Genomic DNA, 13,638 nt, shown 5'->3' on the forward strand with positions numbered 1-13,638 from the left:
ACCGTCCCCTTTACTTTTTTGAAAATAGGATTAAAATAGATTGGTATTCTACAGGGATAAAGTAAAGGAGAAATGTAGATTGACTGATACCAATAAGTATAAAGACCAAACTCTTTTTCAAATAAGTTGGCCCCTTTTTATTGAGATTGCCTTACATATGAGCATGGGGATTATAGCCACTTTGATGCTTGGCCATTATTCAGATGAAGCTGCCGCCGGGGTTGGAGTGGCGAATCAGTTACTAAATATCTTTATCTTAGTTTTTAATGTGACATCCGTTGGTGCCACGATTTTAATTGGGCAAAAATTAGGTGCAGGTCAGTTGAAACAAGCAAAACAGATGGCCCACTCTGCCTTTGGATTAAATTTTTGGTTTGGGATCATTGTTGCCATAATTGTTTTTTTCTTTGGGGAACAGTTTCTGCGCATGTTTGATGTCCAAGGAAAAGTATTTGACTATGGATTGATCTTCATGCAGATTTGTGGTCTCTCGCTATTCTTCGAGTCCCTCTCTCTAGCCTTTAGCGCGGTACTAAGAAGCTATGGTTACACGAAAGAATCCATGTCCGTTACTGTGCTAATGAACGTAATCAGCGTTGCTGGGAATGTTCTGGCCCTTTCTGGGATTTTCGGCCTTCCGATCACAGGTGTTCTTGGTGTTTCTTGGGGGATTGTGGTTGCACGGGTCGTCGCTGTCCTTGTCTTGCTTTATTTATTGTACCGAAGACTTGGTTTTTCAATGAAGCTTCAAGACATCGTAAAGATGAACCGCGAGGATTACCGAGGTCTCCTGTCAATTGGTATTCCTTCGGCTGGTGAGAGTTTATCGTATCAATTTTCGCAACTAATCATCACAGGTTTTATTGTAACCTTAGGCGCTTCCTCCTTGGCCGCTCGGGTCTACATCGTGAACATTTCGATGATTTGCTTTTTGTTTACGTTAGCAATTGGGATGGGTACTCAGATGTTGGTTGCTCGATATATTGGCGGCAAACAATTTGAGAGAGCTTTCCTCAGGGGCATTCGCACGTTGAAAATAGCGATGGTCGCCTCCTTTATTACGTCATTAATCCTGGCATTGATTGGTCATCCTGTCTTAAGTGCATTTACAGATGATCCGACGATTCTAGCCATTGGTTTACCGGTTTTATGGGCGATTGTTTTTATCGAACCAGGAAGAGCGATGAATATCGTATTGATGAACTCCTTGAAATCGGTTGGAGATGTTCGCTTTCCAATGATCGTCGGCATTATTTTTATGTGGGGAGTTGCTGTCGTTTTCAGCTATTTATTAGGGATCCACATGGGGTTAGGATTGCTCGGAATCTGGATTGCCCAAGGAATGGATGAATGGTTTAGAGGCCTTCTCGCGTTGAGACGTTGGAAAAGTAGACCTTGGGAACGGAAAATAAAAGTAGAAGATTTACAGTTGAAGAAGGCTTAATCAGAAAACAGTTTTTAAGCACCTCAGTATTTCTATATAAAACAACAAAACTAGCAGCCATAAACTGCTAGTTTTGTTGTTTATAGATGTCATCCACGGTTTGATAAAAACCATTCTCCCCGTTAACGGAATAGTAGTTGCCACCGATAAGAATCGTATTCTGACTAACCTTTATCCCATAAATATCATATTCTTCCGTATACACACTCAAATTATAGATAAGTTCTACCCCTACTCCATCCGATTTTTCCAGTGCGATTGAAGAATGGTCTTCGAGCAAAGACTTAATTACCTCAGTATCTGTGAGGTCAAACACTTTTTCACCTTTCGTATCAGACATCATTAGTTTATGAACAGGCTCGCCATCTAGCATTTCGGACGTAGCTTCTCCAAATGTTGTGTGCTTTAATGATTGATTGATCAAAAATACGATAAAAATCGCAACCAATGTTGAGATAACCATAATCCATTTTGATTTATTTTTAATGATATTTTCCCCCTCCCTTTAACAAAGAACAACCGATAGCGTACTAGAATAAAAAAGTGCTTAATGTAGCTACGATTGCTGCTACGAGTATGTACGAACCAACACCAACGACAATGTTCCTTGATCCAAGACTCAATCTAAAACTTGTTTCTAAAATGGTATGTAAGATAAGAATCATCAGAAAGTAAAAGAAAAATGTAATGGTGTTGGTATTACTAATCATGTGAAAGCCGATACTATTCAAGATCATGATGACGAGCGCAAAAGATAATAAATCACTTAAGTGCTTTTCCTTTGTATCCTTTTTTAACTTTTTTAATAAAGTACCAATCATTGATCCCCCCGATTCTAGGACTTTAGCTATTTAGTATGGATACTCTTTACTTTACCATAAAATCACAATTACTCATGTTATAACATGATGGCAACTCTCTTACCACTAAATTCTATGAATATAAGTCGGTTAAATTAGTATATTGGTTTCCATTCTAGGCACACAGCTAGCAGCGTGCGTGGTGGGAGGCGCTTAATTAATATGGTCAAATCGAAGAGGATATCACGATGAACCATCTTCATAAGCTCGATGAAGATGATTTACAGGAGGATTTCTGCCTAAAACCAACTTCATAAGATTCTTGTACTGCTCTCTCTCCCCTACCTCAGAAGTCGAATGGCTACCACTCATCAACTTTCAGTAAAATTATCCATCCACATACAAAGAGACCAAACCTAAGTGGTTTGATCTCTTCCTATTTCATTAATAATAAATCAAATTCCAGTGCATGAGCACAGCTCGGACCTAGTTAAATAAATCCATCAATCTAGCCCAGAATCCTTTTTCTTCTTCTGCGGCTTTTTCCTTTGTTTCTTGTTCTTCGATGGTGATACTTTCTGTTTTAATCACAAACTGTACTGAATTCACTTTCTCGTTTTTATCAGAAACAAATGATACTGCTTCAAAATCTGATTTATCGTACTCGGCAATCATTTTATCGATTTCTTCGACCATTTGTTCAGGTAAATTGTTCGTAGATTCATAGAGTTCATTGGTCCCAGCGTGAAGGTCACCCGCCCCATTTTCTAGCTCGTTCGTTCCTCCTGACAATTCTTCAATACCAGAATGCAATTGATTGTAGGAGCCTGATAACTGGCTCACTCCGTTTGTATAGCTCACCAAACCTGAATGGAACTGGCTATAATTCGAAGACATGGTTGCCAAACCTTCTTGTAGCTGTTCGAACGAACCGAGCACATCGATGCCATCAAGTGAGGATGAAAAACCTTCTGCAATGGAAACCATTTTTTCACCAGTATTGTTGATGAATCCAATGATTTCCGCTAACTGTGTATCAACATCAGCAAAACTTTGCTTAACAGATTCATAGGTTTCTTTTGCCTTAAGGGCAGCCCTATGCGTCTCGACCAATCGATCCACTACTGCACGATCCGCGCCCACTTCATACAATTTCTGAATCTCTTCTTCTGTAACGGTATATTCCGGAATCGCCTCAAGGGCCTTTTCTATGCTAGCGTAAGCATCAGAATAGCTTCCTCTTAGTTTCCTTAATTCATTAGCCATTTCCTGCAAGCCAGTTCCAACTTGAGTAAGTCCTGTTGGCAGGTCCTCGATCTCTTTTAGCTCATTCAAGTCTTCAAGTAAACTTAAATCAATTTGGTCTGCATTTTCACTTATACCTTTACTTATGGCCTCTAGTGCTCCATTAATCGAAGCTGAAGCATTCACAAGTTCAGAGGAGGCCCCACTAATTTCAGCCATCCCATTTTGGTATTGCTTTGAACCATTTTTCAAATCTGCAACACCCGAATTTAATTGCGAAACGCCATTTTTAAATTCGGCGACCCCATCGTTAACCTGGCCGATTGCATCCGTTAACGATTTCATGTCTTTAATCATCTCACCCGTTTCCGGTGCATCGATACTCATCGATGATGGAACAGCAGAGATTTCAATGCCCTGTAATTCGAAATCGACGACATCGGCTTCAAGGCTCAAGTCCCCATCATTTTCGGGCATAACGGTAAAGGTAACTTGCTTGTTTTTACCGGCATTGGCCACCATGCCATCATCGGATATCACAATGTTTGAATAAATATCTGGGTTCAGAACGAGCGAAACTTGCAATAAATAGTTTTCAAAAAAGACGGGATCTAACTTTTCATTCGCTGACGTACGAATGCGAACCTCAAGATGTCCTTCTTTGCCCGCAAGCTCTTCTGGAGAAATTTTCTTCCCATCTAGCTGATAAGAAATCGCAATATCCCAAGGTAAGGCTTCGTCCATATTTCCTTGATAATAAAATTTCCCCTCTGATGCAGGAATCTCCACCTTATTCCCAGTATGCTCAAGCTCAGATAAATCCGTTAAATTCTTTAGACTAGAATACGGGCCATAATCAACGATTTCTCCAGCTTCCAAGACATCAAAAATATTCACGACATAAATCTCTTGCTGTTTTCCAGTTGGACTCAAGGTCGCATATACGACCTCATCCTTAGCAGCAAACTCGGCCTTTTGTGTAGACTCATTTGCAGCAGCACTGACTAGAAATGACGGCAAGACAAGTGTAGCAGCCAAAGCCGCTGTGAAAATACGTTTTTTTGTCATCATCATTTCTCCTTATAAAAATTTGCTTTTAATGTCGTTTTGTTGATCACTTTATCAAAAACCAGCAACATGGCTGGTAAGAAACAAACAACCAAAATAAACGCAAGTAATGCTCCTCGTCCAAGCAACAAGCCGATGGAACCGACAATTGGGTTCGTCGATGTAATCCATAAAATAAAGCCAACGCTCGATAAAATCGAAGCAGAAATCGCAATCGAGAAGATTTTTTCATCAATCGTTTTCTTAATCGCCTTCACCGCAGTCATTTCCTTGCGGTTCTCCATATAGGACTCCGTAAAGAGAATTCCATAATCAACTGTCGCCGCAAGCTGTACCGTACTGATAATCAAGTAGCCGACATAAACCAACGAAGTATCGGTAAAGTAAGGCACCGATAAATTGACCCATACAGCAGCCTGAATCGTCAACAACAGCACGACCGGAATCGAAATAGATTTAAAGGTGAAGAACAAGACGGTTGCAACCGCTATGACTGTTAATAAATTCACCAATACATTGTCTTTTTCGACCGTAGTTTTAATATCATACAAGGTGACGCTCTCGCCTAAGGCATGAACGTCTTCTTCGTAATAAGCAGCCGCCTTCTTCTGGACCGTTTCCACTAGGGCGAATGCTTCCTCCCCCTCCGTTCCAGTATTCGTATGAAGAATAATACGACTATAATGATCGGAGTAAAATTGTTCGGTAACCGATTCCCCAAGGTACTCTGGAGGAATCACTGTGCTAACCAGATTGGCATAAGCAAGAACACTTGTCACTTCATCAAGATTTTCTAATTCCTGGACAAGCTTTTCTTCTTTAACAACATCCCCTCTTGGAACGAGCAACACCATCGCTGTATAATCTCCAAAGGTCTGTTCAATTTTCTCCACATCCACACCGGCACGAGTGGTCTCCGGGTGTTCACCAATTCCATACGTAAAATCCGTTTTACTCTGTCCTAAGAAAGCGGGAACGATTAAAAGGAAAACAATCAATAAGCTAGGAATGCGAATTTTAATCACACCACTACCGATACTCTTAAAGCTTCCAAGCAGTGGTTTATGCTGCGTTTTATCAATCCATTTAAAGAGCAACAACGTTAACGCAGGTAAAAAGACCATGACGCTAATAAAACTTAAAACGATCCCTTTGACAAGATTTAATCCTAAATCCGAACCAATCTCAAACTGCATAAAGGATAACGCAATGAACCCAAAGAAGGTCGTTGCCGCACTCGCTGAGATGGCAGGGAAAGATTTTTTGATCGCGAGTCGCATCGCTTCTGCGGGATCCTCTATCTTTTTACGATAGTCTGAAAAGCTATGCAGGAGGAAGATGGCATAGTCCAGTGAGACCGCCAGCTGCAAGATCGGTGCAACCGACTGGGTAACGAACGATACTTCTCCAATAAAAAGATTCGTCCCCAAGTTAATGATGACGGAAACGCCAATCGCTGTAAGGAAGAACACTGGTTCCATCCAGGAATTGGTCGAAAGAACTAAAATTAAAATGATAATCGGAACCAATAATGCCGCGGCATACATCGATTCAGACCCCGCCATTTTTTGTGAAGTGGCCGTATCGAGCGCTTCCCCTGCCATGGCGTTTTCGTCGCCAATCAGTTCATAAATGCGGTCGGTGATTGCCACTTCGTCCCCGTCTCGAATGCTAAAGGAAAACAAGGCCTTATTGTCCTTATAATACGATTCTACCGTTTCCTGATCCGCCATTTCTAGAGGGGTTTTTATGTCAATGGCATCATCTAACCATGTCACATCTGAGACACCGTCGATGTTGGTGAGCTTTTCTTTAAAGATGAGCGCTTCCTGTATCGAAACGTCCTTTATCATCACTCTCGTATTAGGAACAGAGCCGTCAAATTCTTGCTCCATGATTTCCATTGCTTTTGTCGATTGAGCGTCCTCTGGTAGGTAATCCACCATATTGTAATTAACAGACACAAAAAACTGTGCAATCGCACAGATGATAGCAATGATGCTAAATGTAATAACAACTGATTTTTTATGTTTTATGATTCGTGTTGCGATGTCGATTGAAACCAACTCCTTCTTGCATCTGTTTACCTGTAACATTATAATAGACACCGTGTTGGTTTATCAACAAACAGTTTATTATTTTTTGTTCATTATCCGACATAAGTATGATTTGTGTTGGATATCTGTGTGAAAGGTGTGATTTAGCTTGAGTTCTAAATTAGATAGACGGATCAAATATACAAGAATGGTTTTAAAGGAAAGTATGATGCAATTGTTAAAGGAAAAACCGATCTCGAGTATTACGGTAAAAGAACTTTGTGGAATGGCAGACATCAATCGCTCCACCTTTTACTCCCACTATTCAGACCCTTACGACCTACTCACGCAAATAGAGGAAGAAATTATTCAAGATATGAATGAAACCCTAATGAGCTATAATCTCAATCATGATGAAGAAGCTCTCCTAATGGTAGAAAAAATCGTCGAGTATGTGGCCGCAAACAGTGATGTTTGTGAAACCCTTTTTAGCGAGCATGGTGATCCTAGTTTCAAAAAGCGGGTAATGACGGTCGCACATGACCATACCGTTAAATCTTGGGTAAACTCCTACGCGGTGGAAGACCCAAAAGTCTCCGAGTATGTCAGCCTATTCGCCATCAGTGGGAGCATTCATATTTTAGAGATCTGGTTAAAAAATGGGATGGACAAATCCCCGAAACAAATGGCTGAAATTATTAACAATCTAACGAATAAAGGCCTGTCTTCCTTTGGAGTTTAACGCGCAAAATAAGAAGGAGATGCTGGAGGGATAACAACAGAGTCTATTTAAGGACCACTTATGAGGATAAGTGGTTTTTTTATGCACATAAAGAACCTTCTAATCTTTCTTTCATTTTTACAACAATCCCCTATGACAACAGTCTTATAAAAAGAATACTAGACTTCTCGCGATAGTCTATTAAAATAAAGAGAGACTGCAATTTCTAGTATGCAGATGTTACATACTCATCGTTTAGAGAAGCTACAGGAGGAAAAGAGAAAATGGAAAAAGTTTGGAGCATCCGATTAATTCGTTTTTCAGCAATTTTTGGATTTATTGGCACCTTTATCGGGTCTCAAATGGCGGGGAGCATGGATTATTCTTTACGACCTCTTCATGCTCATATCCTACTCGTAGGTTGGCTGTCTGCCTTTGCTTGGGGAATTTTTTACAAAGTGTATACAGTTAAGTTTAAAAAACTCGTTACCATTCATAGCGGCCTTGCCATGGCAGGTACATTAGGATTGACCGTTGGAATGTGGATGTACAATTTGAACCCGTTTGATTTGAACCAAACCTTCGTAACGGTGTTCTTTATCATTGGCGGTTCATTATTGCTACTAGCCTTTTTTGTCTTCATCCTCATCACATTTTTTATTGAAACAAAAGATAACTAGCATTTGGGGACGGTTCTTATGCTTCCTAGGAAGCATAAGAACCGTCCCCATGTTTTATTCACTGTGCAGGTAATAATCTTGGGAATGGTAGGTTTTAAATCCACAAGATTCATACAGCCCTAGGGCGTGGGCATTTTTTGCCTCGACCTCTAGAAAAATTGGCAAGCCTTTTTGAAGCTCCATTTTTACCACTTTAGTTAATGCCTTTCTTCCAATTCCTTTTCCACGGAGTTCTGGAAAGACGGTAAATCCATAAATCCACGCTTCACCATTTAATTCGGAAACACGCATTTTCCCGGCAATCCTTCCATCCACTTCAATGATTAACCTGTGATCACTGCTGTTTTCGCTGATTACCTGCTGCATTTCCTCAGCTTGCTTTTCGGTCATGCCAAAACCTGATATTTCAAGTTGAATTTCTGCCTCCCAATCCTCTTTAGAAGAAGAGGCTCTCACCGTAACGGTATTATCCTCCACTAAATCGGTTGGCTGCCATTGCATTTGATATTCCGCAACTGTAAAGTTGCAAGGAATCGTTTTCAAAAACTCCTTTGCAGACTGAGATTCCGTTGGCGCATTGAGCAGGATGGTTTCCGTATCTCGTTTCTTCGCCTCATCAAATCCCAATTTTAACAAGCTTGAAAAAATCCCTTTTCGCCTGGAATCTGGATGAACCATGCCACAAAGTTCAACCCTACTTCCCCAGCAGTAGCTTCCAAGAAAACCAACAAGCTGATCTCCTTCATAATGAAAGAAATCCTCCTGCCTGTCCTCCGACCGGTTCTCAAGCATATCGAAATTCAGCTTCAACTGAAATCCCCCATCTAACTCACAAACCTCTTGAAGCCTCTTAATCTCCAATAATTCCTTTTCCGTTAACAAATCTCCCACACCCCTAATACTTGGGGACGGTTCTTTTGCTTCCAAGGAAGCAAAAGAACCGTCCCCAGTTTTCTTAAACAAACCAACGAATATAAACACCCACCGCAATGAAGGACAAGAGAATGACGACGATATAAATAAGTGTCAAGTTTGTAGTGTTTCTTTTCGTATCATTCCGGTACGTTTCATCGCTTTTCCCTGCCAGAACAATCGTAAAGATAAGTGCTAATACAACAATAAGGATGACTAATAGTATGGCTAAGTTCATGCAATCCCCCTAATGAAATTATCGTAGATTTCGCAAACTTTGTGAATTCATTTTCTACTATTAGTATAAAGGATGCACGAGGAAATAACACATCTTTAAATATTAAGGAGAACACGGTTTTCACTCCTGCAGTCAACGAAAGCTCAAAAAAAAGCACCAATGATGGCGCCATCTCTGAAAGACCTGAAGATTTATTTTAGCTTAATTTAAAGTTTCCACTCTGGAAATTCACTTTCTTTTTGTTTTTCATATTCAGACATTCTAGAATACGAACTTCCTAGCTCCCTTACAATATAACCTTGCGGGCTAGTCGTTTCACACTTTCCGCTTAGCTCTTCTAGCTTAATCTTTGCGAACATGTTCGCCACTTTAGCTAAGCTCTGAATGGTGTCCATTAATTCTGGGTTATCGTGGTTATAATTTTTCGCAACGGAGTTGATGTAATCAAGTCTATTTCGAATATGTTTAATCGTTTGAACGTCAAACTGTTCCTTCTCATCTTTCATCCTCAATCACTCCTTACTTCTAAGCTTATGATTAAAAAGGAAAGGTTGAACCTAATTAAAAAATATTTAATCACTATTCCCCTTACCTTAGGGGGTCATGTATTACCCGATAGTACACGGGAAAAATCCCTATGCGAAGCAATCTTTTTGAATAAAACTGGAAAATATATGTTAAAATTTGGTTTAATAATAGTCTACTATCTATTTGGGGGGAGAAAATTTGGTTAGATTAGATAAAACGAACTCTAGTGAATTTAATGAGTATCTAAGATTTGCTGTTGAAAAATATGCCGATGAACACGTTAAGGCTGGAAATTGGAATGAGGAAGAAGCGATAAGTAAGGCAACTAAAGAGTACGAAAGACTTTTACCAGAAAGAGAAAAAACGGAAAAAAATCACCTATATACCATTAGGGATGAAGACAAAGAAGTAGGGATGATATGGCTTGCACAACATCCAAACGATAAAGGGTTTATTTTCGACATACATATTTGGGAAGGCAACCAAGGGCGCGGCTATGGAAAACAAGCAATGAAAGAAATAGAAAATGTGGCAAAAGAATTAGGTTTGAAAAGTATAGGTCTTCACGTATTTGCTCACAATCAAGTCGCACGAGGCTTATATGAAAAACTCGGTTATTTAGAAACAGATATTATCATGGATAAAAAGATTTAACAGTTCATTTAATATACTGCGGAAAACATAATAAAAAGTACGTTTTTCAGTAGCAAATTTAAATGAACCTTACGAAACTACTAACTTGTAAAAAAGAAGTCCTGTCATTGATTGAGTCATCAACGATTGAAGAATAAGGGGAGATTTTTCCGTTAAATGATGATCAGATCACGATTTAGGGTGAATAGGGGGAGTTTTTCCCCCTATTCAAGTAAAAATACCTATTTTCACGCTTTTGTGAGGCCAATAAGTGGAATTTCTCCCTCTATTTAAGCTATTTTCAGTGCTATTTACAAATTAAGCGGAATTTCTCCCTCTATTTTTCAGATAAAGTCCTAACCGGCGATAGCGAACTACCACTGTCCAGTCCAGGTCTTTTTGGCTATTTTATCTAAATAAATAGTGTTCAACTTAAATTGAGCCTACAAAAAAAAATTCAGAGTACAACTCCTGCACTCTGATTTTACCCTAAGGTTATTTATAGGTTTTCTCTAAAGGTTCCACGTAGGTTTGAAAAGCTTGTTCATAGGCATGACATGCTTGCAAAACAAGATGATCCGCAAACCGGTTTCCAGCTACCTGTAAACCAACTGGCAGTCCACCACTCGTTAATCCAACTGGTAAAGAAGCGGCAGGATGTCCTGTGAAATTATAAATTTGCGTCAACATCCAATCGGTCGCAGGGTTCACACTTTTTCCATTAATCATCGATGGACCGGCTAAATGATGTTCAAATGCTGTTGTAGCTAAAACAGGAGAAAGGATCAAGTCGTAGTTGTTGAAGATATTCTGAATTTCCTTCCAAACAAGGGTCCGTTTGATTTCGATGGCTTTATAATCGACTGCACTATATTTTCGGCCAATATGAATCATTTTGGCCATCCCCTCAGAAAAACTACCAGGGTCGTTGTCATACAGCTTTCCATAGGTAGCCGCAAATTTAACACACCACATTCCTGAAAAAGCACGAGTGAGTTCTTTTAAACTCATTCGTAAATCGACATCAACTTCTTCAACCTCGCAACCAAGCTCAGCAAAATGCCCAACGGCTTGATCCACAACCTGTCCAACATCCTCAGAAATCTCGTACAATCCAAAATCGCGGGTGTAGGCGATTTTTAAGCCTTTCATATCTCCATCCAAATTCGTAAAATCATCTCTTAAAGTCGGAACGGCATTCGGAACGTTCGCATCATAGCCCTGCATCACAGAAAATAACAAAGCGGCATCTTCCACGGTTCGTGCCATCGGCCCATTATGTAAGTATGGATGCTCGGAACCATAGAGATTGTCCTCTCCTTCATGTGGTATGACCCCAAAGGTTGGCTTGAAGCCAAAGATCCCAGTGAGCGCGGCCGGAATACGAATCGAGCCTCCTCCATCACTTCCCTCGGCAAAAGGAGCAAGCTTAGCGGCTACGGCTGCTGCTGAGCCCCCACTTGATCCACCAGGGGTTAAGTTTTCATTCCACGGATTTTTCGTCACGCCAAACAAAGGATTATCGGTTACCCCTTTGTGACCAAATTCCGGTGTATTCGTTTTCCCTAATACGATACCACCGGCGGCCTTGATTCTTTTCAAAAAGATAGGGTCTTCATCAGGAATATTGTCTTTAAAAGCCGGTGAACCGTAGGTGGTAAGTAGCCCTTTAGTTGGGGTTAAATCTTTAATCGCCACCGGGATCCCATGAAGCTCCCCCAACTCCTCTCCCTTCATCATTAGGTCCTCTGCTTTTTTCGCTTCCTCAATGGCTTGCTCATTTAATGTGACATAAGCATTCCACTTCGAGTTATGCGTTTCGATTCGTTCAAGGAAAGCGCTTACGACTTCTACCGGTGAAAGTTCCTTTTGCTTGATTAAGTTTGCTAGTTCAGTAGCGGTATGATTGGTGATGGACAAATCTTTCAACTCCTTTGATTGCAATAAAAATTAGGATATCTTCTCCCCTTTATTATACATAAAACGATTATCCTAGAGTGAATATTTTTTATATTCAGAAATAAAAAAGACCCAAAACTAGAATGGACAAAATAGCTATTATTAAATAGCTTAAATACCTACAAGGGGTGTTAAACCCCTTTTTATCCAGTCCAGTTCCTATCATTCTCGTTCATTCAGCAGCAATGATCCAAAGGATAGGTTCCTATCAGATCAGCAGTCAAAAGCGCTCATAACAAACAGAAGCAAGGTAGCCCGCAATTAAAATAGTAATCGTTGAAAAAACCACACTTTGTAGACCTAATGTTTGATAACCTAGTAGGACAATTAACCCATCCATAAAAGCAATAATAAACCCTATATTTAAAGGGGTTGCTTTCGCAACAAAATAAGCAATCAGGTCCGTACCTCCAGTACTTGTCTTATATCGGAGCATAATGCCCACACCAATCCCACAAATGGCCCCGCCTAGAATCGCACTAAGCCATATCGGCAGGAAAAACTGATAGGGAGCAAATAAATCAATGAACACAGCCGTCACAATCATCCCATAAAAACTACCATGAAACTGATTCCGGTCCTTCACCCATGCATAGATGATTAATGGAATACTTAATAACGCCGACCAAAGCCCCGCCGGAAAATCAAAATAATATTGAAGAATAAGGGCAATACCAATTATCCCCCCATCAAGCAATTGATGAGGAACCAAAAAACCATTAATCCCAATCCCAAGCAAAATACTCCCAATCACCAACGCTGCCGCCCGAGCAAAAATCCTAACCACCCCTTCCATCTCATAAGCCTTCATAATAATACCTATGACGGTTGTCCGAAAATCATTCTGGGGACGGTTCTCTTGCTTCCGACTTCAACCTAAAAAGCCACTCATCTTAACAACAAGATGAGTGGCTTTTTATTCCTTAGGGTTAGGGTTTGTTAATTTCATAGCTGATATGGAAGCGGAAGAACCGTCCCCATGCTTCCAGAAAGATTTTTATTGAGTATAGATAGAAGTAAATTAATCTATTCTAGAGGTGGTAAAATGAATATTCGCAAAGAGGATCTTCATTTACTTATAGATCTTGTGAACGAAAAAGATACGAAACTCGTGTATGATCTCATCAGGGGTGTTATTGAAAAAAATAATGAAAAAGACATTATTGTCGAAGCTGATAATTCCCCATTAACTGAAAAAGAAAAGAAGCTATTAAAACAAGCTGAAATTGATATTGAAAATGAAGATCTCATTGATTGGGATGATTCTCATGCCTAAATATACAGTAAAACTAAGGAAACCCGCAGCAAAGTACTATGAGAAGTTACCGCCAAAATTAAAGCACAAGGTCAAAGAGGTTATTGAACAACTCCGAG

14 protein-coding genes are annotated in these 13,638 nt (G+C 40.0%); 5 read left to right on the forward strand and 9 right to left on the reverse strand.

Going from position 1 to position 13,638, the window contains the following annotated elements; genetic code table 11:
- The first annotated feature begins 79 nt into the window (after positions 1–79).
- Entirely contained in the window at positions 80–1,444 is a 1,365-nt protein-coding gene (locus BMX30_RS08500; protein ID WP_090743705.1) for an MATE family efflux transporter, read from the forward strand.
- Positions 1,445–1,511: 67 nt separating this feature from the next.
- Here the strand turns inward: BMX30_RS08500 and BMX30_RS08505 are convergent, their stop codons facing one another.
- From BMX30_RS08505 to BMX30_RS08520, 4 genes are all read right to left on the reverse strand, one after another.
- Positions 1,512–1,907 (reverse strand): hypothetical protein, encoded by a 396-nt coding sequence (locus BMX30_RS08505; protein WP_090743707.1) that lies wholly within the window; start codon positions 1,905–1,907, stop codon positions 1,512–1,514.
- Positions 1,908–1,974: 67 nt separating this feature from the next.
- Entirely contained in the window at positions 1,975–2,265 is a 291-nt protein-coding gene (locus BMX30_RS08510) for a hypothetical protein (RefSeq protein WP_090743710.1), read from the reverse strand.
- A 465-nt stretch (positions 2,266–2,730) separates the two neighbouring features.
- The gene (locus tag BMX30_RS08515; RefSeq protein ID WP_342028065.1) at positions 2,731–4,557 is read right to left on the reverse strand and encodes a YhgE/Pip domain-containing protein; all 1,827 of its coding nucleotides are present in this window, start codon (positions 4,555–4,557) and stop codon (positions 2,731–2,733) included.
- 2 nt (positions 4,558–4,559) lie between these two features.
- Positions 4,560–6,653, reverse strand: a complete 2,094-nt coding sequence (locus tag BMX30_RS08520; RefSeq protein ID WP_090743715.1) for an efflux RND transporter permease subunit — start codon at positions 6,651–6,653, stop codon at positions 4,560–4,562.
- A 109-nt stretch (positions 6,654–6,762) separates the two neighbouring features.
- Between BMX30_RS08520 and BMX30_RS08525 the strand changes: the two genes are divergently transcribed.
- Both BMX30_RS08525 and BMX30_RS08530 read left to right on the forward strand, forming a co-directional pair.
- Positions 6,763–7,335 (forward strand): TetR/AcrR family transcriptional regulator, encoded by a 573-nt coding sequence (locus tag BMX30_RS08525; protein WP_090743717.1) that lies wholly within the window; start codon positions 6,763–6,765, stop codon positions 7,333–7,335.
- A 263-nt stretch (positions 7,336–7,598) separates the two neighbouring features.
- The gene (locus tag BMX30_RS08530; RefSeq protein ID WP_090743720.1) at positions 7,599–7,994 is read left to right on the forward strand and encodes a hypothetical protein; all 396 of its coding nucleotides are present in this window, start codon (positions 7,599–7,601) and stop codon (positions 7,992–7,994) included.
- A 54-nt stretch (positions 7,995–8,048) separates the two neighbouring features.
- On the opposite strand, the gene BMX30_RS08535 is transcribed toward BMX30_RS08530, so the two are convergent.
- The 3 genes from BMX30_RS08535 to BMX30_RS08545 all read right to left on the reverse strand — a co-directional run bounded on the left by BMX30_RS08535 (position 8,049) and on the right by BMX30_RS08545 (position 9,650).
- Complete coding sequence (locus BMX30_RS08535; RefSeq protein WP_090744242.1) at positions 8,049–8,876, reverse strand: GNAT family N-acetyltransferase; 828 nt, start codon at positions 8,874–8,876, stop codon at positions 8,049–8,051.
- Between the two features lie 73 nt (positions 8,877–8,949).
- Positions 8,950–9,144: a hypothetical protein gene (locus BMX30_RS08540; protein ID WP_090743723.1), complete on the reverse strand. Its 195-nt coding sequence runs from the start codon at positions 9,142–9,144 to the stop codon at positions 8,950–8,952.
- A 206-nt stretch (positions 9,145–9,350) separates the two neighbouring features.
- Positions 9,351–9,650 carry a hypothetical protein gene (locus tag BMX30_RS08545; RefSeq protein WP_090743725.1) on the reverse strand — a complete coding sequence of 100 codons (300 nt, stop codon included), beginning with the start codon at positions 9,648–9,650 and terminating at the stop codon, positions 9,351–9,353.
- A gap of 220 nt (positions 9,651–9,870) precedes the next feature.
- Between BMX30_RS08545 and BMX30_RS08550 the strand changes: the two genes are divergently transcribed.
- Positions 9,871–10,326, forward strand: a complete 456-nt coding sequence (locus BMX30_RS08550; protein WP_090743728.1) for a GNAT family N-acetyltransferase — start codon at positions 9,871–9,873, stop codon at positions 10,324–10,326.
- A gap of 474 nt (positions 10,327–10,800) precedes the next feature.
- Here the strand turns inward: BMX30_RS08550 and BMX30_RS08555 are convergent, their stop codons facing one another.
- Together BMX30_RS08555 and BMX30_RS08560 are read right to left on the reverse strand one after the other, a co-directional pair.
- Positions 10,801–12,225 carry an amidase gene (locus tag BMX30_RS08555; RefSeq protein WP_170843832.1) on the reverse strand — a complete coding sequence of 475 codons (1,425 nt, stop codon included), beginning with the start codon at positions 12,223–12,225 and terminating at the stop codon, positions 10,801–10,803.
- 259 nt (positions 12,226–12,484) lie between these two features.
- A complete protein-coding gene (locus tag BMX30_RS08560) occupies positions 12,485–13,060 on the reverse strand; it encodes a YitT family protein (RefSeq protein ID WP_090743733.1) in 576 nt (191 codons plus the stop codon).
- Positions 13,061–13,309: 249 nt separating this feature from the next.
- Here BMX30_RS08560 and BMX30_RS08565 point away from each other — a divergent pair, with 249 nt between their 5' ends.
- The gene (locus tag BMX30_RS08565) at positions 13,310–13,540 is read left to right on the forward strand and encodes a hypothetical protein (RefSeq protein WP_090743736.1); all 231 of its coding nucleotides are present in this window, start codon (positions 13,310–13,312) and stop codon (positions 13,538–13,540) included.
- Positions 13,541–13,638 lie beyond the last annotated feature (98 nt).

This window comes from Mesobacillus persicus, assembly GCF_900109925.1.
Classification (GTDB): Bacteria; Bacillota; Bacilli; order Bacillales; family Cytobacillaceae; genus Mesobacillus_B; species Mesobacillus_B persicus.

Excerpts from the sequence above, each read along its gene's own strand:
- BMX30_RS08540 (WP_090743723.1), bottom strand. The coding sequence starts at position 9,144 with ATGAACTTAGCCATACTATTAGTCATCCTTATTGTTGTATTAGCACTT.
- BMX30_RS08560 (WP_090743733.1), bottom strand. The coding sequence starts at position 13,060 with ATGGAAGGGGTGGTTAGGATTTTTGCTCGGGCGGCAGCGTTGGTGATT.
- BMX30_RS08565 (WP_090743736.1), top strand. The coding sequence starts at position 13,310 with ATGAATATTCGCAAAGAGGATCTTCATTTACTTATAGATCTTGTGAAC.
- BMX30_RS08530 (WP_090743720.1), top strand. The coding sequence starts at position 7,599 with ATGGAAAAAGTTTGGAGCATCCGATTAATTCGTTTTTCAGCAATTTTT.
- BMX30_RS08520 (WP_090743715.1), bottom strand. The coding sequence starts at position 6,653 with ATGTTACAGGTAAACAGATGCAAGAAGGAGTTGGTTTCAATCGACATC.
- BMX30_RS08515 (WP_342028065.1), bottom strand. The coding sequence starts at position 4,557 with ATGACAAAAAAACGTATTTTCACAGCGGCTTTGGCTGCTACACTTGTC.
- BMX30_RS08505 (WP_090743707.1), bottom strand. The coding sequence starts at position 1,907 with ATGGTTATCTCAACATTGGTTGCGATTTTTATCGTATTTTTGATCAAT.
- BMX30_RS08545 (WP_090743725.1), bottom strand. The coding sequence starts at position 9,650 with ATGAAAGATGAGAAGGAACAGTTTGACGTTCAAACGATTAAACATATT.
- BMX30_RS08510 (WP_090743710.1), bottom strand. The coding sequence starts at position 2,265 with ATGATTGGTACTTTATTAAAAAAGTTAAAAAAGGATACAAAGGAAAAG.